This is a genomic window from Micromonospora nigra (assembly GCF_900091585.1).
Classification (GTDB): domain Bacteria; phylum Actinomycetota; class Actinomycetes; order Mycobacteriales; family Micromonosporaceae; genus Micromonospora; species Micromonospora nigra.
In genome coordinates this window covers 1,330,667-1,351,810 of the sequence record NZ_FMHT01000003.1, presented here as the reverse complement: position 1 = coordinate 1,351,810, position 21,144 = coordinate 1,330,667, and the positions used below count along the sequence as shown (strand labels likewise).

Below are 21,144 nucleotides of genomic sequence, written 5' to 3'. Positions count from 1 at the left end.
GGCTGGCGCGGAGGGCGGGTAGCCCGGTGGGCCGCCGGATGACGACAGGCCGTTGTCCGGTGGGGTGGTGGGCCGGCAGCCGGCCGGGCCGCGCGGCCTAGCAGTCCGCGCGGCGTGGGGGAGCGCACGTCGGGTCTGTCGGCGGCTGCCGGGTGAGCGGCGGGGTTGCGGTTACTGCGCCTCCGGCGGGGGCGCTCCGGCTCCAGGATGGCCGGGGGTTCGTCGGCGGCTTGCGGTCCGTGGGTGGGTGCGGTAGGCCACCCCGCCTGCCATCGACCCGGGCAAGCCGAGCAGACCACCGCCCGACCCGCCAGCGTCCGAACGTGCGTCAAGGTCCGCTTGACATGGCGGGCCGGGCGGCGGCCCGCTCCCCAGGAGGGCGGGTCGACGGCAGACGGGATGGCGGTTGGGCCTCTTCGTCGCCTATTCCCAGACGGCAATTGAGGCAATGTCGTCGTCATTCTCGTCGGAGAGTAAAGATTCTACAGGGTCGCCAACCTCTATCAGAGCCTTATCGGGATCTACTTCCCTCTGGCGAGGATGGCGCTCAAGGGTCTCTACGAGATATTCATATTTGGGGGGTTGGAACATCTTTTCAAGGCTGAATGTGGCACCTCTTCCTCCCGTATTGATTCGTCGAGTTCTGTAAGTTCGCGCAATGCAGAAGAGGTCTGAAACCTCTTTAACTTTTACGAGCACTTTGACGCGACGGATCTCGCCGAGAAGCTGTCCGGTCTCTGGGTCCTCGACCTTGTATGGGTCGCCATCTAGGACCTTGAAGACCTGATCCTCAACGACTCCATGTTGTCGGCCTCGGTTGATGATCAGATCTCGAATACTCACGACCCGAGCCACGCGGCCAGTGATCCGTGTTTCTTCAGTGTTCTCCACTGGGCTCCTCCTTCTCGCCGTTTGTTCCGAGACGCGCATCTCGACGTGCATATTCCTGCACCTCGGTCTGGTACGCCTCTTCACTCAGGTCCTTCCAGCTCTCAGTTGAGGAGGCAACCGAGCCGATGAGCTTTCGGGCGTCATCTTCAATCCGCTCAAGCCATTCTTCAGTGCGAGCTACTATTAAGCGTTTGTCGTTTGCGGATCCTTCTTCCTGTAGTCGGGCTCGAAAATCGCCCGCAAGAATAGTAAGTGACCGCAAGTTGCTGAGAATGTCCAATAGATGACGCACGGAGAGTCGGACATGGCTGGCGATTACAACTCTTGTGCGATCTCGCTGGAACAGTGAACCTAAATAGGCTCCCGCAATGGCTCCAAGAATTTGCAATCCCGTGACGGCCAACTTCGGGATAGATGGCCGTAGTGCTGGAATGGCAAAGGTGGCAACAATGACTACCGAAGATATAATAATCTGGTAACGCTTTTCGGATTCCACAAGTGAAAGTAGGGTGCTCTTCTTGTTATTCCTGGTTGACACCCCTGCTCCTGGCTTCGCATCTTCACGGCGTCGGCTAGGTCCTCATCCAGGATAGATGGTTATGGGCTACCCGCTTCCACCGACCAGCCCGGGATGTTGGCGGACCAGTGGGTGTCGACGGCGCGCGGTGCGACTGCGGGCCGACGGTAGGCTCTGGCCCACCACGAGGGAGGGTTGAGATGGCCACCTGCGCAAACCCGGACTGCCCAGAGGCACAGTGGTTGGACACGAGCCGTTGGTCGACCTGGGTCCAGGTTCAACAGACGACGTTGGCCCCGGCCGACCAGCATGGCAGCCACGTCGTCCAGACGAACTTTGCCGCCGTGACCTGCTCGAAGCGGTGTGCAATAGCCGTGCTTGGCAGAGACCTGGAGGTCGAGGACGCGAGGCGAGAGAGGTTCAACCCATTCGCACCTCCGCAACCCGAGCGGTCAGAGTAGGAGCGGTTGGTCCTGTTGCTGTCGACAGCAACGCTGACAGCAACAGGGCTGGACAGTGAGAGCCGAACCGGGCCGACGACGGATCAACTCTCCACGTAGGAGACGTGCGCGGACCGGCCCGGACGAAGCGCCCAGAACTTACAAGCGAGGGGTCGCAGGTTCGAAACCTGCCGCGCCCACCACCGGTCAGGCGTCGCTGGGGCCGGGCGTCCAACCGACCTGCTGCGCCCACGCGTCGGCGTGCCGAATGGTCGTCCAGATGAAGGGGTCCTTCGCCTCGACGTACGCCTGCCGATCGTGGTGGAACTGTCGCGCACATCGGCGCTTCACCGTGGCGTACTCGGCGGCCACGTTCGGATGGGACCGCAGATAGTCCCGGAACAGCAGCGGGAACTGCTGGGAGAAGCTGCCGTGCTGCCGCACGTGGACATGCGTCCGTCGATGTCCGGGTGGCTCCCGGAAGTAGCGCTTCGTTCGCTCCGGATTGTCGGCCCGGTAGACGTAGCCCAGACCTTCGAGTGGTCCTCGAAACTCGTCGACCGGCTCCAACGACCGTACCGAGATCTGGATGTCGATGACGGGCTTGGCGGCCAGACCGGGAACCGCAGTGGAACCGATGTGGTCGATCCGAAGCGCGACGTCGCCGAGCGCCTGGCGGAGCGTGGCGCCCAGGTCGTCGAAGGCCGCGCCCCAGACAGGCTGGTAGTCGACGATCTCCACAGGGCTCGACATCCGCTCACTATGGCACGTGCCTGGCGTGAGTTGTCGGCCCACAGCCTGGCAGGCCGAGCAGAGTCAGGCTCTGATCCTGGGCCGGCTCAGGTTGGCCGGCGTGCTGCCCTCTCGACTTCTCGGCAGCGGTACTGCCAGGAGCAGTGTCGCCGCGCCCCTAGCGGATCCGCGCGGCGCTGTCGACGTACGAGATCGCGTTGGCGTGTCCGGGCGCCCGCCGTCCGGTGTCGTCGGCTGACGGGCTGGCGCGGGATGTCGCGTACGTCTGGACCTCTCTCCCGCAGGCCCGCTACCCGCAGGTGATCGATCCGCTGCCGGAGCTGTTGGTGAGGCCGCCGCCGCCCCGGAACTGGGTGACGGCGACCATCACGCGCGCGGGTCGTGGCAGTTCCGGTCGGAGCAGCAGGCGTCGGCGCGGTCCGGGGCCTCGTCGGCCACGGGCAGCGCGCAGTCGTCGCACTGCTCGCCGCGCCAGGCCTGCACACCTTCCCTGACCGCGACCCCGGCGATGACGAGCGCGGCGACCGGGTCCGCCCACGACCAGCCCCACACGGCGTTGAGGACCAGGCCGACGAGGAGCACCGCGGACAGGTAGGTGCACAGCATGGTCTGGGTGGAGTCGGCCATGACCGTCGCCGAGCCGAGTTCCCGGCCGGTGCGTCGCTTGGCCCGTACGAGCAGGGGCATCACGACCAGGGAGGCGGCGGCGAGGCCGATGCCGACGGGGCTGGCGTCCGCGTCGCCGCCGGCCAGCAGCGAGCGGGCGGCCTCGACGCTCACCCAGGCCGCGAGGGCGAAGAACGACAGGCCGATGAGCCGCAGCGCCAGTCGCTCCCGGTCCTCGGGCACCCGGGAGCGGAACTGCCAGATCAGCACGGCGGCGCTGGACACCTCGATGAACGAGTCGAGGCCGAAGCCGATCAGCGCGGTGGAGGAGGCCGCCGCGCCCGCGGCGATCGCGACCAGGCCCTCCAGCAGGTTGTAGCCGGCGGTGGCGTAGGCCAGCCACAGGCTGCGTCGCGACAGCACCGCCCGCCGTTGCGGGGTCAGCAGCGAGGCGGTCATCCGGTCACCACCGCCGCCGGGTCGGTCGCGGTTCCGTAGACCGGGCAGAGGGCCACCGCCTCGCCGGTGGCGGCGAGGAGTTGTTCCGCCGCGCGCAGCAGGTCCATCAGCTCCGGTCGGGTCAGCGCGTAGAACGACTGCCGCCCTTCGACGCGGTAGTCGATCAGGCCGCAGTCACGCAGGCACCCCAGGTGTTTCGACACCGTCGACTGGGCCAGCCCCAGCTCACCCGTCAGGTCCACCACGCGCGCCTCGCCGACGGCCAGCCGGCGCAGGATCGCCAGGCGCGTCGGGTCGCCGAGGGACCGGAACAGCGCCACGGCGGGAGCCGAACCCGGAGAACAACCAATCGTCATGGCACGATGATATCCCCGCCACGGTATCGGTTTCACGTGCGGGCCGACGCCGGAGCCGCTGCGGTCGCGCCCCGCGTGCCCGGTCCGGCGTAAGGTCGATTCGTCTGGGTTCTCGATCCGCGTGCCCGGCCCTGCCCGGCTCGGCAGCGGCACCGCACGCACGGACACGCGATGGGATCGACCGTGCGGCCGGGAGGGGATCGGCATGGCCTACGCCCAGGTCAACGGAGTGCGGCTCTGGTACGAGTCGCACGGCGCCGGGCGGCCTCTCGTGCTGCTGCACGGCGGGTTCGGCGCGGTGGAGAACTTCGAGACGATGCTGCCCGCCCTGACGGCCCGCCGGCGGGTGGTCGGCGTCGACCTCCAGGCCCACGGGCGTACCGCCGACGTCGACCGGCCGCTGCGCTACGAGACGATGGCCGACGACGTCGCCGCGCTGGTCGTCCACCTCAGCCTGGCCGAGGTCGACCTGCTGGGCTACTCCCTCGGAGGGGGCGTGGCCCTGCGGACGGCGATCCAGCACCGGCACCTGGTCCGGCGGCTGGTGGTGGTCTCCGCTCCGTGCCGGCGGCAGGGCTGGTATCCGGAGGTGCTCGCGGCGATGGCCGAGCAGGACGCGGCGTACGGTGAGCGGATGCGGGGCACCCCGCCGCACCAGCGCTACGAACGCATGGCCCCGCGTCCGGGCGACTGGCCGGCGCTCTGGGCGAAGACCGGCGAACTGCTGCGCCGCGAGTACGACTGGTCCGCCGAGGTGGCCGCCCTGACCACCCCCACCCTGCTGGTCTTCGCCGACGCCGACTCGGTACGCGCCGCCCACATGGTGGAGTTCTTCGGGCTCCTCGGCGGCGGGCACCGGGACGCGGGGTGGGACGGCGTCGGCCGGCCCGCTGCCCGGCTGGCCGTGCTGCCGGGGCTCACCCACTACGACATCCTCGACTCCCCGGCGCTGCCTGCGGCGGTGCTACCGTTCCTCACCCACCCGGCCGGCCCGCCGACCTGACGCCGGCGTTCAGCGCAGGCGCTCGGCCAGCCAGGAGAGCAGGGCGTCGGCCTGGGCCTGCTGGAACGCGCGCAGCGTCGGGATGCCGGGTGGTGCCCGACGGCGGGCCCCGTCGGCGAAGAACCCGGCCAGGCCGGCGTACACGCCGGTCAGCGCGTCGGGGTCGACGTCAGCGGTGAGTGGCAGTGACCGCAGCAGTGCCTCGGTGTCGTGACCGCCGTGCAGCCGGACATTGACCAGCAGCAGCGCCGTGTCCAGCCAGGTCGGCCCCTGGCAACCCCACGGCCAGTCGACCACGGTGACCGCGCCGGCCGCGTCGAGCAGCAGGTTGTCGGCCCGGATGTCGACGTGGCAGAGGGTGTCGCCGTCGAGCGCGGCGGCACCCCGGTCGGCGGCGGCCCGTAGCGCGTCCAGGTGCCCGACGACCCACGGGTCGAGGTCCGCCGGAGGGTCCGCCGCGATCCGGTGCCAGCCGGCGAAGTCGTACGCCAGCGCCCGGGCCGCGGTGGGTGCCCGACCGGCGGGGCAGGGGGTGAGCGCGGCGGCCATCGCCGCCAGGGTGTCCAGGACCGTGGTCAGCTCGTCGGTGTCCCATGGCGTGACCGGGTGCCGGCCCTCGACGTCGGCGAAGACCAGCGCCACCCACTCGCCGTCGTCGTGCGTGCCGAGCAGGCGTGACGTCGGGGCGTGCGCGGGCAGGTCGGCGGCGATCCGTGCCTCCGCACGCAGCATGCCGGGGCTGTCCGGGTTCTGCGCCGGGCTGACCGCCTTGACGAAGGCCCGTCGGCCGGTCGCCGTGCGGACCCGGTCGGCGGTGCCGGGCGACCAGCCGCCGGGTTGGGACACCGCGTCGACCACCCGGTCGCCGAGGATGCCCTGCACCGCGCCGCGTACGTGGTCGGGCAGGTGGGCCCAGCCGATCCGGGGCACGGCGCGTCCGCTCATCCGTCCACGGTCGGGGACTGTCGGCCCCGCTCGCAACGGAGTTCCACCGTTGCGGCAGGGGGACCCACGCCGGCTACCGGGCGTAGCGCAGGACGACCACGCCGCCGCCGATCGGGGTGGCGTCGGTGAGGGTGAACCGGTGTGGATCGAAGGCGCGGCCGGCCAACGGGACACCGCTGCCGGCCACGACCGGGTTGACCTTGACGACCAGCTCGTCCACCTCGGGCAGCAGTTGCCCGGCGAGGTCGCCGCCGCCGCACAGCCAGATGTCACGGCCGGGCCGCTGCTTGAGGTCCCGGACGAACTCCACGGGATCGCCGGAGACGACCTGGAGGGTGGGGTCGTCGGACGGGGGTAGCGAGCGGGAGAAGACGTACTGCCGCAGGTGGGCGTACGGGCTGGTGATGCCGGCCCTCAGCGCCGGCTCGTAGGTGCCCCGGCCCATCACCACGGTGTCGAAGCGCCCCTGCCGACCGTCGATGCCGAACTGTCCGTGGGCGACGGTCGGGAAGGTCTGGGGCCAGTGGGTGGCGAGATGTCGGCCCACGTCGGGATCAAGACCGAAGAAGTCGTACGACCCGTCGGGGCCGGCGATGAAGCCGTCGACGGTGCTGGCGACGTAGTACACGAGCGTACGCAAACCGGACCCCAATCACTACGGATGTCGTGGTCAGCAAACTACAACACCTGTCGTACTCGCTGCTAGGTTCTTTCCCGTGGCGCGCAACCCCGAACGGCGGGCGGCCCTGGCGGACGCCGGGCTGCGGGTCCTCGCGGCGACCGGTGCGCGGGGCCTCACCCACCGCGCCGTCGACGCCGAGGCGGGCGTGCCGGTCGGCACGGCCTCCAACTACTTCCGCACCCGCGACGCCCTGCTCGGCGCGCTCGGTGAACGCATCTTCGAGCGGTTCGCCCCCGACCAGGCCGTGCTGACCGAACTGGGCGCCCGGGAACCCACCCTGGCACTGTTCACCGACTACGTGCGCTACATCGTCGAGCGCACCACCCGCCACCCCGAACTCACCCGGGCCCTGGTCGAACTGCGCCTGGAAGCCGCCCGCCGCCCCGGCCTGGCCCGGATCCTCGGCGACACGCTGCGCCGGGGCTACCACGAGGACGTCGCCTTCCACCTGGCCGCCGGCCTGCCCGGTGGGGCGTTCGAGGTGGCCCTGCTGCACTACGCGGTGGACGGGCTGCTGCTCGACCTGCTCACCACCTCGATCGACGCCGGCTTCGACCCCGACGAGGTGGTTGCCGCCCTGGTGGCCCGTCTCGTCGCCCCACCGCCCCCCGGCCCCTGACGGGACGGGACTGTCGGGCGGCACGGTCGATGACTGTTCACCCGAGCAACGGGAACCCGCCACCGGACGCACCTGGGGAGGAGCGACGGATGACGCGTGGTGCCGGACTGACCATCGGCGTGCTCGGCTCGTACGGCGGTCGCAACCTCGGCGACGAGGCGATCCTCACCGGGTTGCTGCACGATCTGCGTACTCAGGAACCCAACGCCCGGATCATCGTGTTCTCCCGCAACCCGGCGCACACCAAGGTGGCGCACCCGGACGTGGAGGCGGTGCCGTGGGAGGGCGTGAGCCGGATCGACTCCGCTCTCGTGCTCGCCCAGCTCGACCTGCTCATCCTGGGCGGCGGCGGCATCCTCTACGACCGGGAGGCCCGCCGCTACCTGCGCGTCGTCCGCGTCGCCCAGGAGCGCGGCCTGCCACTGCTGACCTACGCGGTGGGCGTGGGGCCGCTCAGCGAGATGGTCGACACCGGCATGGTGCGGGAGACCCTCGCCAGCGCCGCCCAGGTGACCGTGCGGGACCAGGAGTCCCGGATGGTGCTGGAGGAGGCGGGACTGCTCAACCCGATCACCGTGACCGCCGACCCGGCGTTCCTGCTGCAACCCGATGACTTCCCCGCGCACCTGCTACGCGAGGAGGGGGTGCCGGCGGGCAAGCGGCTCATCGGGATGAGCGTGCGCGAACCCGGCCGCGCCGCCGAACGCCTCGACGTCGACGGCTACCACCGCCTGCTGGCCCAGATCGGCGACTTCCTGGTGCACCGGGTCGACGCGTACGTGCTGTTCGTGCCGATGGAGCGCGACGACATCCGGCACTCCAACGGCGTCCTGTCGCACATGGTCGCCGCCGAGCGGGGGCGCATCCTGCACGGCGAGTACTCACCGCAGCAGGTGCTCGGCCTGATGCGGCACTTCGACCTCGCGGTCGGGATGCGGCTGCACTTCCTCATCTTCGCCGCGATGGTCGGCACCCCGTTCCTGCCCCTGCCGTACGCCGGCAAGGTCTTCGACCTCGCCCAGCGGCTCGGCGTGCCGGCGCTGCGCGGCGTGGAACGGGAGGTGGAGGGCCCGCTGCTGGCGGAGGTGGACCGGCTGTGGGACGAACGCGACCAGCGGGCCGAGTCCACCGCCCGACGGGTGGCGCAGGTGTGCGACGAGGCCCGGGGAACCTCGCAGGTCACCCGGGCGGTGCTGGACAGCCTGCGCAACCGCACCTTCACCCAGTTGGCGGTCTGAGGGCGCTTCAGGCCGTCCGCCCCGCGTCTGCGGGCTTGAGGCCGTCCGCCCCGCGTCCGCGGGCTTCAGGCCGCCTGGCCGCGCCAGGAGTAGCGCCATCGCTGCGGGTCGACCTCGACGGACTCCAGCTCGTAGATCTCCGCGTCGGCCAGACCCGCCGAGCCGAGATGATGGTGGGTCAGCGGGGGGCGGCCGTTCGGGTCCAGCTCGACGGTGACGTGCTCGCCGTCGGCGGTGCCGCCCACCAGGGGGATCTCAACCGTGGATGCCATGCGAACCATCCTGCCCCGGCGACCGCCGCACCGCAGCGGATAGCGGGGCGGTCACAGGTGGGGGAGCAGGCCCGGCGGGTACTCCATGCCGTCGTGGGTGCAGGCGGCGGCGGCCACCCGGGCCCCGTAGCCGGCCGCCTCGACCCACGTCGCACCCCGCAGCCGGGCCGCGACCATCCCCGCGACGACGGCGTCCCCGGCCCCGTTGGTGTCGACCACCGGGCCGGGCGGCGGTTCGCCGGGCACCCGCGTGACGTGACCCCCGACGTGCAGGTCCGCGCCGTCGGCGCCCCGCGTCACCAGCACCGGGCGGGGGGCCAGCGAGGCGGCCACCGTCGCCGCCCGGTCATCGAGCCGGACCCCGCTGACCAGCACCAGTTCGGCCGTCTCGGCGAACGGGCGGTGGTAGGGGTTGCGGCCGTCCCAGTCGTGCAGGTCCGTGGAGGTTCCCACCCCCTCACCCAGTACGCCCCGCAGGTCGGGCAACAGGTCACGGACCCAGCCCATGATCGACACGTGGACGTGCGTGGCATCGTTCACCAGCGCCGCCACCTCCGCCGCCGTGATCGGCGTCGGTCCCGCCGGCGGCCGGGGATCGTGTAGCGACATCCGTCGCCCGGCCGGGTCGACGAGGTTCACCGAGCGGCGGGTGCCGGCCGGGTCGTCGCGCAGCACGGCGTGCACACCGGTGCGGGCCAGCGCTGCCCGTACCACGTCGCCGGCGGCGTCCGCGCCCACCGTGTCGAGCACCGCCACCCGCAGCCCGAGCGCGTGCGCGGCGAGCGCCACACCGGCACCCGTGTTGCCGATCCGCAGGTCGATCGGGTCGACGAGGAGGGAGTCGACGACCGGCAGTGGCATGCCGGGCACCCGCACCCGGACGTCCACCCCGAGACCGCCGACCACGAGGAGGTCGAACATGACGCCGACGGTAGCCCGTCGGGGCCGCCTATCCTGTCTCCCGGGCGTCGACGAGGGGGAGCAGGGTGCTGGTCGTCCACGGGACGTGGCTGCCCGACGGTGGGCTCGCCGTCTGGGCAGAGGACAGCACCCGGCCGCCCCACGCGCCACGCCGGCCCGGCCGGCCGCCCCGGGACCGCCCCCACCCCTTCGCCGCCGACCACGCCACGCTGGCCGCCGCGCTCGCCGGGGCCGCCGAACCCACCGGCCTCGGCTCCGCCCTGCTCACCCTGCCGACCCGGGGCGGTTCGCCCGTCGACTCACCCGAACTGGTCCGGACCGCCGTCGTGGCACAGGTCCGGGGCAGGCTCACCCTCGCCGGGTGGCGGGTGCCCCTGCTGGCGTACGCGCCGGACGCCGCCCTGGCGCTGCTGCGTACCCCCGACCTGGTGGACGCCGCTGCTCGGCCGGCGGCCCCGGGTACCGCCGCCGGCGCGACCCTGCGGCACCTCGTGGAGGTGGCTTCCTTCGCGGTCGACCTGGCCGCCCGCGGCCGGGTCCTGCCCGGTCTCGCGCCGGCAGCGGGCCCGCCCGCCCCGGCACCGCCCGCCCAGGCCCTGTGGCGACCCCTGCTGACCGGGACCGACGCCGCCTGGGCGCGGGCCCTCGCCCTGGCGCTGCCCCCGGCGGCCCGAGCGGTCACCAGGGTGGAGCTGACCGGGCCGCCCCCCGACGGCGACGCGCCGCTGCCGGTCGTCGCCGGGTACGACGCGCCCGGCGCGCTGGTCGCCGACGCCCTCGACGTGCTCACCGACGCCGCCGTCCGAGCCACGCTGCCCGCCTCCGCGCTGGCCCGGGGAGTACGCCCCCACGGCGCCGTGGCCGCCTGGCTGGACGCCCTGACCGGCACGCGGCGGACCTTCCCGGCCGACCCGGCCGGCCTGGACGTGCTCCGGGCCGAACTCGACGCCTGGCAGCGCGACGCGGCCGGGGGAACGGTCCGGGCCAGTTTCCGGCTGGTCGAACCGCCCGACGGTGAGATCACCGGGCCGGTCACCGTGGTGCCCGCCGCCCCGGCCGGCCCCGCCGCCCCGACCGGCCCCGCCCCGGCCGGTCCCGCCGCCTCGACGGGATCCGTCGGCCCCGACGCCGACGTGCCGCCGGACCGGTGGCGGGTCCAGTTCGGACTCCAGGCCGTCGGCGAGCCCGGCCTGCACGTCGACGCCGGGCAGGTGTGGCGCGACCCGAGCGCCGCCACCGCCCTCGCCGACAGCCCCCAGGAGGTGCTGCTTGCCGAACTGGGCCGGGCCAGCCGGCTGTGGCCCGAACTGGACGCGGCCCTGCGCGTCGCCACCCCGGAGGCGTTGACACTGGACGTGGCCGGTGCACACCGCTTCCTGCGCGAGGGTGCGCCGGTGCTGCACGCCGCCGGCTTCACCGTCCTGCTGCCCAGCTGGTGGCGGCGACCCTCGTCCCGGCTCGGCACCCGGCTGCGGGCCCGTTCCCGCACCGCCCCCGGCACCGTCGCCGCCACCGCCGGCGGGGTCGGGCTGGACGCCCTGGTCGACTACCGCTGGGAGGTGTCCCTCGGCGATCAGCCGCTGACCGCCGAGGAACTGGCCGAGCTGGCCGCCCGGCGGACCCCGCTGGTGCGGTTGCGGGGCCGGTGGGTCGAGCTGGATCCGAAGCGGCTCGCCGCCGGGCTGCGGCTGCTGCGCTCCTCCGGCGAACTGACCGTGGCCGACCTGCTGCGGCTCGGTCTGACCGGGGCCGACGGGCCGGACGCGCTGCCGGTGCTGGAGGTCAGCGCCGACGGTGCGCTCGGCGACCTGCTCGCCGGGGCCGTCGAACGCCGGCTCACCCCGCTGACCGAGCCGCCGGGGTTCGCCGGGGTGCTGCGGCCGTACCAGCGGCGCGGACTGGCCTGGCTGGCGTTCCTCCAGTCGCTCGGACTGGGTGGGGTGCTCGCCGACGACATGGGCCTGGGCAAGACGGTGCAACTGCTCGCACTGCTGGCCGGGGACCCGCCGTCGGCCGGGCCCACCCTGCTGGTCTGCCCCATGTCCCTGGTCGGCAACTGGCAGCGGGAGGCCGCCCGGTTCACCCCACGGCTGCGGGTGCACGTGCACCACGGCGCCGAACGCGCCCGGGGGGAGGCGTTCACCACCGCCGTGCACGACGCCGACCTGGTGCTCACCACGTACACGGTGGCGGCCCGGGACGCGCCGGACCTGGCCGGGATCGACTGGCACCGGGTGGTGGTGGACGAGGCCCAGGCCATCAAGAACGCCGCCACCCGGCAGGCGGAGGCGGTCCGGGCGCTGCCTGCCCGGCACCGGATCGCCGTCACCGGCACCCCGGTGGAGAACCGCCTGGCCGACCTGTGGTCCATCATGCAGTTCGCCAACCCGGGCCTGCTGGGGCCGGCCGCCGGCTTCCGCAAGGCGTACGCGGAGCCGATCGAGCGGCACGGCGACACCGAGGCCGCCGAACGGCTGCGCCGGATCACCGGCCCGTTCGTGCTGCGCCGCCTCAAGACGGATTCGTCGATCATCTCGGACCTGCCGGAGAAGCTGGAGATGGAGGTGCTCTGCAACCTGACCGCCGAGCAGGCCGCCCTCTACCGGGCGGTCGTCGACGACATGCTGGCCCGCATCGAGACCAGCGACGGCATCGAGCGGCGCGGCCTCGTGCTGGCCACCATGACCCGGCTCAAACAGGTCTGCAACCACCCGGCCCAGCTGCTGCGCGACGGCTCGCCACTGACCGGCCGCTCCGGCAAACTGGCCCGGCTGGAGGAGATCCTCGACGAGGTCCTCGCGGCGGGGGAGAAGGCCCTGCTGTTCACCCAGTACGCCGAGTTCGGTGGGATGCTGCGCGGGCACCTGGCCGCCCGCTTCGGCCGGGAGGTGCTGTTCCTGCACGGCGGTGTCGGCAAGGCCGACCGGGACGCGATGGTCACCCGGTTCCAGTCCGACGGCGGGCCGGCACTGTTCGTGCTCTCGCTCAGGGCCGGGGGCACCGGCCTGACCCTGACCGCCGCCAACCACGTGGTGCACGTCGACCGGTGGTGGAACCCGGCGGTTGAGGACCAGGCCACCGACCGGGCGTTCCGGATCGGTCAGCGCCGCCGCGTCCAGGTCCGCAAGTTCGTCTGCGCGGGAACGGTGGAGGAGAAGGTCGCCGCGCTCATCGCCGACAAGCGCAGCCTCGCCGCATCGGTGGTCGGCACCGGCGAGCAGTGGGTGACCGAGCTGTCCACGGCGCAGTTGCGCGAGCTGTTCGCGCTGGAGGCCGGGGCGGTGGCGGAGTGACCGACCGGTTCGCCGACTACGGCCCACCCCGGCGGGTCTCCGGTGGCCTGCGGGCCCGCAGCACCCGGGGCGCGATCGGCGTGTCCTGGTGGTCGCGCCGGTTCCTGGAGGTGCTGGAGTCCTTTGCGCTCGGCACCCGGCTCACCCGGGGCCGTTCGTACGCCCGCGCGGGTCAGGTGGTGCGGCTGGAGGTCGCGCCGGGCGTGGTGACCGCCGTGGTGCAGGGGTCGCGCGCCCAGCCGTACCGGGTACGCGTCGCGTTGTCACCGTTTCCCGCCGCGTTGTGGGAGCGGGTGGAGGCGGACCTGGCGGGGCAGGCGTTCTTCAGCGCCCGGCTGCTGGCCGGTGACCTGCCCGTGGAACTGGAGGAGGTGTTCGTCGCCGCCGGCGCGCCCCTGTTCCCCACCGGGGTGTCCGACCTCGACCAGTGGTGCAGTTGCCCGGACGTCGCCGTCCCGTGCAAGCACCTCGCAGCCACCTTCTACCTGCTCGCCGAGACGTTCGACGCCGACCCCTTCGAACTGCTGCACTGGCGTGGCCGCCGCCGCGTCGACCTGCTGGACCGGCTGCGCGCGCTGCGCACGACGGCGGCAGCGGTAGGCGTGACCGGTGCCGCGCCGGTGGGCCGGGCGAGTGGTGCGTCGCCGGTGGACGGGGCGAGTGGTGCCGCGCCGGTGGACGGGACCGGTGTGGTGGTGCCGGGCCGCACCCACCCGACGTCGTCCACGGTGGACGTCGCCGGGGCGGCGCGTCCCCTCGGCGGAATCCCGGCGCCGCCGCTGCCCGAGATGGTCGACGTCTTCTGGTCATCACCGGTGCCACTGCCCGACCGCCCACCCGTCCTGAGCGCCGGCCCCGACCTGCTGTTGCGTCAGCTGGGCCCGCCGGCTCCCGCGATCGGTGGTCCGGGCCTGGTCGAGCGGCTCCGCCGCGCCTACCGGCTGCTCGACGGCGGAACCGATCGTTGACGGCTCAGCCACCAGCGCGGGCAGCCCGGCCAGCCCGGCCGCGCGCTGCACGCCGGAGTCGTCGCCCGGTCGACCGGTCGGGACGGCCGTTGTCTGGTCCGCTCGTGGGTGCGCCCGGCAACGGGCGTCCGTTCACAGCCAGCGGCGGCGGAAGCGCCACAGGAGCGCGCCGTTGGCGGTCAGCACCACCGCGCAGATCACCGCCGGCAGTGGGCCGGCGAGCACGGTCGTCGCCGGCAACGACGCCCACAGCAGGACGGTCACCAGCATCAGCCACCGGGCGCGCCGGGCCCGGGTCCGATGGTCGAGCCGTGCGAAGAACGCCGGATCGCTCTCTCGGAGGTTACGGGTGATCTGCTCGAACCTGCGCTGATCCTCTTTGCTGAGCATGTGCCTTCCCCTCACGTGTTCAGCGGTTCGGCGGCATACCCGCTGGGGCGGCGGCTCACGCGCTTCCGCTGGTGCTACTTTGCCGGCGGCGCAGCCCGGTGCCCGGGGCCCGCAGGGGTGTGACGGGCAGCGCGGGTTCGTACCCCGGCAGGGCAAGATCAGCCTTTGCGCAGGGTTATCAGTTGCTTAAGTTTTGTTCAGGTGGTGAACGGCGCGGGACGCGTCGCGTGGGCGGGAAACACCCCGTCCGGTCCCGCCCGGTCCGCGTCGGCCCTGCTCGCGGCGTCCCTGCCCGACTGGTCGGTAACAAGGCATTCCCGGTTCGGCGCTGAGGGCTGTCTTAAGTGTGCCCGGCGGGCGGCCCGGTGCGCCTTGAGGCACGCCGGGCACGCGGCTACCTTCCCGTGGCAACCCCCTCAGGCAATTGTCGTCGCACCTGTACCCCTACGAGGTCGCAGACGTGTCGACGCCCAGCAGAAAACGGGATTGGTACATGGCCGACCAGAATGTGCCACCACGTCGACCGCGGGACGACCGCGGGTGGGACGCACACCAGCACCCCACCACGGACGGATACCACGACCCGCACGCGTCGTACGGCTACGGCACACCTCCGCCCCACCCGGCCGATCCCCGCGCGGCGTACGCGCACCCCCCGGCCGCCCCCGCCCGCGGCCCACAGTGGGTCGGCCCGGAGGGCTTCGGCCGGACCGCGCCCCCGGCGGGCCCGGCCGGCGGCGGACTGCCCAACCTGGACGACGACGAACCGGGACGTCGGGTGGGGCGTCGCAAGGCACTGGCCGCCCTCGGCGGTACCGCCGCCGTGGTCGCCGGTGGTGCCGCGTTGGCGATGACCCCGCAGGTGCGGAGCCTGTTCGGCGGCGAGGAGGTGGTGGCCGGCGACGCCACCGGCGCCACCGTCACCGACGGCACCCCCGCCCGCCCCAGCGGCCAACAGCCGAGCACGGTGCGCACCTACACCGAGCAGAACGAGAGCTACATGGGCTCCAGCGCCGGTGAGGCGCTGAAGAAGAACGCTCCGAGCGGTGGGCGCACCTTCTCCGGGCCGGCCGCCGCCGCGGCCGAGACGAAGGTGAGCGTCAAGACCGTGCTCGCCAAGGACCCGGTCGTGCACCTGGCCCGCCGGCTGACCTTCGGCGCCACGCCGCAGGTGCTCGCCGACATCCGCGAGCGCGGCATCGACGGCTGGATCCGCCGGCAGCTCGAACCGGAGCAGATCGCCCCCACGAAGGCGGAGCTGAAGCTGGCCGACCTGCCCACCCTCAAGCTGTCTCCCAAGCAGCTTCGCGAGCAGCGCGAGCAGCTCAACGAGCGCGGTGCGCAGCCGCACCGGGAGCTGGTCGACGCGACCATCGCCCGGCAGATCTGGTCGGACCGGCAGCTGTTCGAGGTGATGGTCGACTTCTGGAACGACTTCCTGCACGTCGCCGCCGACTTCGACGGCGGTGAGGTCTACCGCGGCTCCTTCGACCGGGACGTCGTGCGCAAGCACGCCCTGGGCAGCTACCCGGAGATGCTGCTCGCCGCGAACCGGCACCCCGCGCTGCTGCTCTACCTCAACCAGAACGACTCCCGCGCCGACGCGGTCAACGAGAACCTCGCCCGGGAGAACCTGGAGCTGTACTCGGTGGGCGTCGACGGCGGCTACACCGAAGCCGACGTGCGGCAGGCGGCCCTGTTGCAGACCGGCCGCGGCATCAACGACGGCGCGTACGTCTTCCGCCCCGAGCGGCACTACGTGGGCAAGGTGAAGATCCTCGGCTTCACCCACGCCAACAGTTCGCAGGACCCGAAGAAGGCCGAGGCGGCGATCGACGCCTACCTGACGTACATCGCCCTGCACCCGTCGACGGCGAAGTACGTGGCGCAGAACCTGGCCACCCGGTTCGTCTCGGACACCCCGCCGAAGTCTCTCGTCAACCGGCTGGCCAAGACGTACACGGCGAACAAGGGCCTGATCAAGCCCGTGCTGATGACCCTGTTCAGCTCCTCGGAGTTCTGGGCCGGGGTGGGGCAGAAGGTACGCCGTCCCATGGAGTACCTGGTCGCCACGTACCGCACCCTCGGCGTGCAGCCGGACGCGGCGCCGAACCACGACAACGGCGACAACCGGCGTACCCCGTTCGCCCGGGGCCTGCGGCAGATCCAGGACAGGATGCGGGAACTGGGCCAGTACCCGATGGGCCAGCCCACCCCGGACGGGTACCCCGACGTCTACGTCGCCTGGACCTCCGCCGGTGCGATGGTCAGGGGCTGGAACGAGGCCGGCGACATCGCCGCCGGGTACCGGACCACCTTCACCCACACGAAGCCGGAGAAGTTGGTGGCTAAGCCACCGACGACCGCCGGGGCGTACGTGGACGCGCTGGCCAAGCGGCTGGTGCACCAGAAGCTCACCGACCGGGAGCGGACGCTGATCCTCGGCGTCGCCGGTCTGTCGGCCGGCGACCGGGTCGACGCGTCGCTCAACGGGGCCGTCACCGCCGTCGTGCGGGCGATCCTCGCATCCCCCCAGCACCACCTCCGGTGAGGCATCCGATGGAGAAGACTGTGCACACGTTCCCCCTGCACCCCGAATGCCCCGACGTGCGGCGGCTGGCCGACAACCCGGCCGAGGCGCTGCTGCGGGCGGAGGCCGACATCGTCGCCGCCGAGAACGCCGCCGAGGCCGACCGCTACCGTCGGCTGGAGGACCTGGAGGAGGCCCAGCAGGACGGCCGCGGCGTCACCCGGCGTACGTTCGTCGCCGGTGCGGCCGCCACCGCCACCGCGCTGGCCACCGCCCAGTTCGTCACCACCTCCGCGTCCTTCGCCGCCACCAAGACCGGCACCCTGATCCACGTCTTCCTCTACGGCGGCCTCGACGGGCTCAGCCTCGTCGCGCCGGCCGACGACCCGGTGCTCGCCAGGGCCCGGCCCGACCTGCTGCTCGGCAACGACGCCCTGGCCGTGGGCCGTGGTTTCAAGCTGACCAGCGCGTTCAAGCCGCTGGAGCCGTGGCTGCGCTCCGGGCAGCTCGGCTTCATCCCGGGTGTGTCCGACCCGCGGCTGTCCCGCAGCCACTTCCAGGCCGCCGACGCCTGCAACCTCGGTGGCCTGCCCGGCGAGACCGGCGGGCGCGGCTGGCTCGACAGCCTGGTCGACTCCCTCGGCAAGGGCACCGCCTTCCGCAGCGTCGGCATCGGCAGCACCCTGCCCCGATCCCTGGTGGGCACCAACGGCGCGCTGTCGATGAACAACGTCGGTTCGCTGCGCCTCAACGGCAGCGACAAGTACCGCGAGGCCACCGAGAAGGCCATCAAGGGCCTGTTCACCAACATCAACCACCCGGTCGAGGAGGCCGTGCAGGCGGGCCTCGGCGCGCTCACCACGGCGCAGAAGCTCGCCGCCACGCCGTACCAGCCGGCGGGCGGGGTGGAGTACCGCGGCGTCGGCAACGCCTTCCAGCAGCTCGCCCAGCTCATCAAGGGTGGGGCGAACGTGCGGGTCGCCACGGTCGGCATGGGCGGCTACGACACCCACGAGAACCAGGGCACCCGCGACGGCGGCCAGTTGCACCGGCGCCTCGGCGAGCTGGCCAGCGCCATGGCGGCGTTCTTCACCGATCTGGGTGACCGGGCGGCCGACGTGACGATCATGGTGTCCAGCGAGTTCGGTCGCCGGGTCGCCTCCAACGGCGGCGGCACCGACCACGGCCACGGCGGGGTGGTCACCGTCCTTTCCGGCCGCAAGCTCGCCGGCTCGCTGCTCGGCAAGTGGGACGGTCTGAACGATCTGGACTCCGGCGACGTACCCGAGTACAACAACATGTTCAACGTGTACGGGTCCGTCGCGCAGGGTCGGTTCGGGCTCACGAACGCGGAGGTGGACAAGATCTTCCCCCGGATGAAGTACGCCCCGATGAAGCTGTACGCGTGACGTACGCGAACCCGCCCGCCGCCGGCCGCCGCACCGGGACTCCGTCCCGGTCCGGCGGCCGTCCGGCTGCCGGCGTACCGCCGCGGGTGCCGGCGCCGCGCGGGCCCGGCGGGCGGCGGCTGCTGGTCGCCGTGGCCGTCGTCGGCCTGTTCGCGAGCGTGGTGCCGTGGTGGCTGGACACCCCGGCGGGTTCGTTGCGCGACACCACCGCCATGCTCACCGCCGCCGGGCGGATCACCGGCCTGGTCGCCGGCTACCTGCTGCTCGTGCAGGTGCTGATGATGAGCCGGCTGCCGCTGCTGGAACGCCTCATCGGTGGCGAGAACCTCGCCCGCTGGCACCGCGACGTGGGGGCCACCCTGCTCGTCGCGACCCTCGCGCACACCGCGTTGATCCTGGTCGGGTACGCCCGGCTGGAGGGCCGGTCGCTGCTCGACGAGGCGGGCGTGATGCTGCGCGACTACGAGGACATGGTGGGCGCGTTCAGCGCCGCCGGCCTGATGGTGGTGGTCGGCTTCACCAGCATCCGGGGGGTCCGCGCGGTGCTGCCCTACGAGCTGTGGCGGGCGTTGCACCTGCCCGCGTACGCGGTGCTGCTCCTCGGCTTCGGCCACCAGTTCAGCAACGGCGCGCAGCTGTTCCGGCCCGGTCCGGTGCGCACCGGGTGGATCGCGATGTACGTGCTGGTGGTCGCCGCCCTGCTCTGGGGGCGGGTGCTCGGTCCGCTGGTGTTCAACCTGCGGCACCGGCTGCGCGTCGCCGACGTGGTCGCGGAGAACCCCGACACCATCTCGATCTATCTGACCGGCGAGCGGCTGGACCGGCTGGAGCTGCTCGGCGGCCAGTTCTTCCGCTGGCGCTTCCTCACCCGGGGCTGCTGGTGGCAGTCCCACCCGTTCTCCGTCTCCGCCGCCGCGAACGGCCGCTGGCTGCGGCTCACCGTCAAGGTGGTGGGCTCGTACACCCACGGTCTGCGTGACCTGGACCAGGGCACCCGGGTCTGGGCGCAGGGCCCGTCGGGCACCTTCACCGCCGCGCACCGGACGCGGGAGCGGGCGCTGCTCATCGCCGGCGGCAGCGGCATCACTCCGATCCGGGCCATGCTGGAGGAGTTGCCGCCCGGCGCGGCGCTGATCTACCGTGCCCGCACCTCGGCCGACGTGCTGCTCGCCCACGAGCTGGACTGGCTGGCCGAGGCCCGCGACGTGTCGGTCTGGTACGTCGTCGGCTCCCGGTCCGACCCCGGGCCGCGTCAGGTGATGAGCCCGGAGGGCATCATCCGGCTGGTGCCGGACGTGGCCCGCCGCGACGTCTACCTGTGCGGGCCGGCCGGCCTGGTCGAGGAGTCGGTGCGGGTACTGCGCCAGGCCGGGGTGCCGTCCCGGCAGATCCACCTCGCCACGTTCGAGTTGTAGGAAGGTCTCCCGATGCGCCGCGCGCTCTTCGCGATCACCGGACTGGCCGCCAGCACCACCGCGCTGGTGGTGCTCAAGGGGGCACCGGGCAGCACCCCCGCCGCGGCGGGCGACGTGCCGACCGGGGGGCAGCCCGTCGCCCCCGCCGGCCCCGCGCCCGACGACACGCCCGTCGCCGGGAAGTCGGCCCCCGACCCGTCGGCCCGCACGAGCCGGTCACCGAAGCCCGGCCGCAGCGCCACCGAAGCCCCGACGCGACGGCCCGGCACCGCCACCACGATTCGGCCGCCGGCCACGTCGCGCACCACCGCGCCACCGCGGTCGACCACCCGCACCGTCACCGGGCCGGTCGTGTCGAACGAGTTCGGCAACGTGCAGGTGCAGGTCACCCTGTCCGGCAGCCGGATCGTCGACGTGGTGGCCCTGGAGCTGCCGGAGACGACCGCGCAGTCCGACGAGCGCAGCGACCAGGTCGACGGCCGGTACAGCGGGTCGTCGGGGCTGGTGGTGCGGCAGCAGAACGCCGACCTGGACGCGGTGTCCGGAGCCACCGCCACCAGCACCTCCTACCGGCAGTCGTTGCAGGCCGCGATCGATCGGGCGGGCTGAGCCGTGTCGGCGTCGGCGCCCGCCCGGCCGGGCCTGCGGCGGGTCGAGCACGTCATGGGTACGGCGATCAGTCTGGACCTGGCCGACGACCGGCCCGCCGCCGAGCTGGCCGGGCTGGCCGACGAGGTGTTCGCCTGGTTGCGTGACGTGGATGCCCGGTTCAGCACCTACCGGGCCGACAGCGAGGTGTGCCGCTTCGACCGGGGCGAGCTGCCGCTGGCCGGGGCGTCGGCCGACCTGCGGGCCGTGCTGGAGCGCTGCGCCGACCTGTGGGCCGCCACCGACGGCTGGTTCGACGCGTACGCCACCGGGGGGCTGGATCCGTCGGGGTACGTCAAGGGCTGGGCGACGCAGGTCGCCTCGGACCGGCTGCTCGCCGCCGGTGTGGCGAACCACTGCCTGAACGCGGGTGGTGACGTGCGGGTACGCGGGCTGTCGTCGACCGGTCGGCCGTGGCGCGTCGGCATCCGTCACCCGTGGGACGCCACCTCGACCTGTCTGGTGCTCACCGGCACCGACCTGGCGGTGGCCACCTCCGGGGTGTACGAGCGGGGCCACCACGTCCGTGATCCGCGTCGGGGGGCACCGGCCCGGGGGTTGCGCTCGGTCACCGTGGTCGGTGCCGACCTGGGAGTGGCCGACGCGTACGCCACCGCCGCCGTCGCGATGGGCGGGGCGGGGATCGGCTGGTTGGACCGTCTCGCCGGGCACCGCCACGCGGTGGTCACCGACGACGGCCGCTGCCTGCACTCCCGCGACCTGCCGTTGGCGGAGTGAGCCGCCGGGTCAGCGGTTCGGGCGGTGGCCTGTCGCGGGGCGGGCGCCGGG

At 72.6% G+C, this 21,144-nt stretch carries 20 protein-coding genes and 1 pseudogene; 11 read left to right on the top strand and 10 right to left on the bottom strand.

Annotation, left to right across the window (positions count from 1 at the left end; all coding sequences use genetic code 11):
• Positions 1–423 precede the first annotated feature (423 nt).
• From GA0070616_RS27480 to GA0070616_RS05325, 5 genes are all read right to left on the bottom strand, one after another.
• Positions 424–891 (bottom strand): hypothetical protein, encoded by a 468-nt coding sequence (locus GA0070616_RS27480; RefSeq protein WP_139128845.1) that lies wholly within the window; start codon positions 889–891, stop codon positions 424–426.
• Entirely contained in the window at positions 878–1,429 is a 552-nt protein-coding gene (locus tag GA0070616_RS27475; RefSeq protein ID WP_139128844.1) for a hypothetical protein, read from the bottom strand. Before GA0070616_RS27475 ends, GA0070616_RS27480 begins: the two co-directional genes overlap by 14 nt.
• Before the next feature lie 626 nt (positions 1,430–2,055).
• Complete coding sequence (locus GA0070616_RS05335; protein ID WP_091077193.1) at positions 2,056–2,601, bottom strand: GrpB family protein; 546 nt, start codon at positions 2,599–2,601, stop codon at positions 2,056–2,058.
• 366 nt (positions 2,602–2,967) lie between these two features.
• Entirely contained in the window at positions 2,968–3,666 is a 699-nt protein-coding gene (locus GA0070616_RS05330; protein WP_091077190.1) for a cation diffusion facilitator family transporter, read from the bottom strand.
• Positions 3,663–4,022, bottom strand: coding sequence for an ArsR/SmtB family transcription factor (locus tag GA0070616_RS05325; protein WP_091077186.1), 360 nt, complete (start codon positions 4,020–4,022; stop codon positions 3,663–3,665). Before GA0070616_RS05325 ends, GA0070616_RS05330 begins: the two co-directional genes overlap by 4 nt.
• Before the next feature lie 205 nt (positions 4,023–4,227).
• On the opposite strand from GA0070616_RS05325, the gene GA0070616_RS05320 reads away from it, so the two are divergent.
• On the top strand, positions 4,228–5,025 hold the full coding sequence (locus GA0070616_RS05320; RefSeq protein ID WP_091077183.1) for an alpha/beta fold hydrolase: 798 nt from the start codon (positions 4,228–4,230) through the stop codon (positions 5,023–5,025).
• 9 nt (positions 5,026–5,034) lie between these two features.
• Here the strand turns inward: GA0070616_RS05320 and GA0070616_RS05315 are convergent, their stop codons facing one another.
• The gene (locus tag GA0070616_RS05315) at positions 5,035–5,970 is read right to left on the bottom strand and encodes a phosphotransferase (protein ID WP_091077180.1); all 936 of its coding nucleotides are present in this window, start codon (positions 5,968–5,970) and stop codon (positions 5,035–5,037) included.
• A 73-nt stretch (positions 5,971–6,043) separates the two neighbouring features.
• Positions 6,044–6,610 carry a dihydrofolate reductase family protein gene (locus tag GA0070616_RS05310; RefSeq protein ID WP_091077177.1) on the bottom strand — a complete coding sequence of 189 codons (567 nt, stop codon included), beginning with the start codon at positions 6,608–6,610 and terminating at the stop codon, positions 6,044–6,046.
• Between the two features lie 76 nt (positions 6,611–6,686).
• Between GA0070616_RS05310 and GA0070616_RS05305 the strand changes: the two genes are divergently transcribed.
• Both GA0070616_RS05305 and GA0070616_RS05300 read left to right on the top strand, forming a co-directional pair.
• Complete coding sequence (locus tag GA0070616_RS05305) at positions 6,687–7,271, top strand: TetR/AcrR family transcriptional regulator (protein WP_091077173.1); 585 nt, start codon at positions 6,687–6,689, stop codon at positions 7,269–7,271.
• An 89-nt stretch (positions 7,272–7,360) separates the two neighbouring features.
• Complete coding sequence (locus GA0070616_RS05300; protein ID WP_091077170.1) at positions 7,361–8,509, top strand: polysaccharide pyruvyl transferase family protein; 1,149 nt, start codon at positions 7,361–7,363, stop codon at positions 8,507–8,509.
• 65 nt (positions 8,510–8,574) lie between these two features.
• On the opposite strand, the gene GA0070616_RS05295 is transcribed toward GA0070616_RS05300, so the two are convergent.
• Both GA0070616_RS05295 and GA0070616_RS05290 read right to left on the bottom strand, forming a co-directional pair.
• On the bottom strand, positions 8,575–8,781 hold the full coding sequence (locus GA0070616_RS05295) for a hypothetical protein (protein ID WP_091077167.1): 207 nt from the start codon (positions 8,779–8,781) through the stop codon (positions 8,575–8,577).
• 51 nt (positions 8,782–8,832) lie between these two features.
• Positions 8,833–9,702 (bottom strand): carbohydrate kinase family protein, encoded by an 870-nt coding sequence (locus GA0070616_RS05290; protein ID WP_091077165.1) that lies wholly within the window; start codon positions 9,700–9,702, stop codon positions 8,833–8,835.
• Between the two features lie 65 nt (positions 9,703–9,767).
• Here GA0070616_RS05290 and GA0070616_RS29410 point away from each other — a divergent pair.
• The 3 genes and pseudogenes from GA0070616_RS29410 to GA0070616_RS05280 all read left to right on the top strand — a co-directional run.
• Positions 9,768–10,713, top strand: a pseudogene (locus tag GA0070616_RS29410) (ATP-dependent helicase); the annotation flags it as partial.
• Between the two features lie 26 nt (positions 10,714–10,739).
• A complete protein-coding gene (locus GA0070616_RS05285) occupies positions 10,740–12,995 on the top strand; it encodes a DEAD/DEAH box helicase (protein WP_425412984.1) in 2,256 nt (751 codons plus the stop codon).
• The gene (locus GA0070616_RS05280; protein WP_091077159.1) at positions 12,992–13,963 is read left to right on the top strand and encodes an SWIM zinc finger family protein; all 972 of its coding nucleotides are present in this window, start codon (positions 12,992–12,994) and stop codon (positions 13,961–13,963) included. The genes GA0070616_RS05285 and GA0070616_RS05280 overlap by 4 nt, the downstream gene beginning before the upstream one ends.
• A 132-nt stretch (positions 13,964–14,095) precedes the next feature.
• Here GA0070616_RS05280 and GA0070616_RS05275 read toward each other — a convergent pair whose 3' ends face one another.
• Complete coding sequence (locus GA0070616_RS05275; RefSeq protein WP_091077156.1) at positions 14,096–14,353, bottom strand: DUF3040 domain-containing protein; 258 nt, start codon at positions 14,351–14,353, stop codon at positions 14,096–14,098.
• Positions 14,354–14,846: 493 nt separating this feature from the next.
• Here GA0070616_RS05275 and GA0070616_RS05270 point away from each other — a divergent pair, with 493 nt between their 5' ends.
• Genes GA0070616_RS05270 through GA0070616_RS05250 form a run of 5 tightly spaced genes read left to right on the top strand, consistent with a single transcriptional unit; the run spans position 14,847 to position 21,093 of the window.
• Positions 14,847–16,904 (top strand): DUF1800 domain-containing protein, encoded by a 2,058-nt coding sequence (locus tag GA0070616_RS05270; protein WP_091077151.1) that lies wholly within the window; start codon positions 14,847–14,849, stop codon positions 16,902–16,904.
• 8 nt (positions 16,905–16,912) lie between these two features.
• The gene (locus tag GA0070616_RS05265; protein ID WP_091077148.1) at positions 16,913–18,292 is read left to right on the top strand and encodes a DUF1501 domain-containing protein; all 1,380 of its coding nucleotides are present in this window, start codon (positions 16,913–16,915) and stop codon (positions 18,290–18,292) included.
• Positions 18,289–19,707 (top strand): ferredoxin reductase family protein, encoded by a 1,419-nt coding sequence (locus GA0070616_RS05260; RefSeq protein WP_091077145.1) that lies wholly within the window; start codon positions 18,289–18,291, stop codon positions 19,705–19,707. Before GA0070616_RS05265 ends, GA0070616_RS05260 begins: the two co-directional genes overlap by 4 nt.
• Positions 19,708–19,719: 12 nt before the next feature.
• On the top strand, positions 19,720–20,316 hold the full coding sequence (locus GA0070616_RS05255) for an FMN-binding protein (RefSeq protein ID WP_091077141.1): 597 nt from the start codon (positions 19,720–19,722) through the stop codon (positions 20,314–20,316).
• 54 nt (positions 20,317–20,370) lie between these two features.
• A complete protein-coding gene (locus tag GA0070616_RS05250) occupies positions 20,371–21,093 on the top strand; it encodes an FAD:protein FMN transferase (protein ID WP_091089942.1) in 723 nt (240 codons plus the stop codon).
• Positions 21,094–21,144 lie beyond the last annotated feature (51 nt).

Bases quoted from the DNA above. Each gene is read 5' to 3' on its own strand.
- GA0070616_RS05335 (WP_091077193.1), bottom strand. From the start codon at position 2,601: ATGTCGAGCCCTGTGGAGATCGTCGACTACCAGCCTGTCTGGGGCGCG.
- GA0070616_RS05330 (WP_091077190.1), bottom strand. From the start codon at position 3,666: ATGACCGCCTCGCTGCTGACCCCGCAACGGCGGGCGGTGCTGTCGCGA.
- GA0070616_RS05325 (WP_091077186.1), bottom strand. From the start codon at position 4,022: ATGACGATTGGTTGTTCTCCGGGTTCGGCTCCCGCCGTGGCGCTGTTC.
- GA0070616_RS05320 (WP_091077183.1), top strand. From the start codon at position 4,228: ATGGCCTACGCCCAGGTCAACGGAGTGCGGCTCTGGTACGAGTCGCAC.
- GA0070616_RS05315 (WP_091077180.1), bottom strand. From the start codon at position 5,970: ATGAGCGGACGCGCCGTGCCCCGGATCGGCTGGGCCCACCTGCCCGAC.
- GA0070616_RS05300 (WP_091077170.1), top strand. From the start codon at position 7,361: ATGACGCGTGGTGCCGGACTGACCATCGGCGTGCTCGGCTCGTACGGC.
- GA0070616_RS05295 (WP_091077167.1), bottom strand. From the start codon at position 8,781: ATGGCATCCACGGTTGAGATCCCCCTGGTGGGCGGCACCGCCGACGGC.
- GA0070616_RS05290 (WP_091077165.1), bottom strand. From the start codon at position 9,702: ATGTTCGACCTCCTCGTGGTCGGCGGTCTCGGGGTGGACGTCCGGGTG.
- GA0070616_RS05275 (WP_091077156.1), bottom strand. From the start codon at position 14,353: ATGCTCAGCAAAGAGGATCAGCGCAGGTTCGAGCAGATCACCCGTAAC.
- GA0070616_RS05270 (WP_091077151.1), top strand. From the start codon at position 14,847: ATGGCCGACCAGAATGTGCCACCACGTCGACCGCGGGACGACCGCGGG.
- GA0070616_RS05265 (WP_091077148.1), top strand. From the start codon at position 16,913: ATGGAGAAGACTGTGCACACGTTCCCCCTGCACCCCGAATGCCCCGAC.
- GA0070616_RS05255 (WP_091077141.1), top strand. From the start codon at position 19,720: ATGCGCCGCGCGCTCTTCGCGATCACCGGACTGGCCGCCAGCACCACC.
- GA0070616_RS05250 (WP_091089942.1), top strand. From the start codon at position 20,371: ATGGGTACGGCGATCAGTCTGGACCTGGCCGACGACCGGCCCGCCGCC.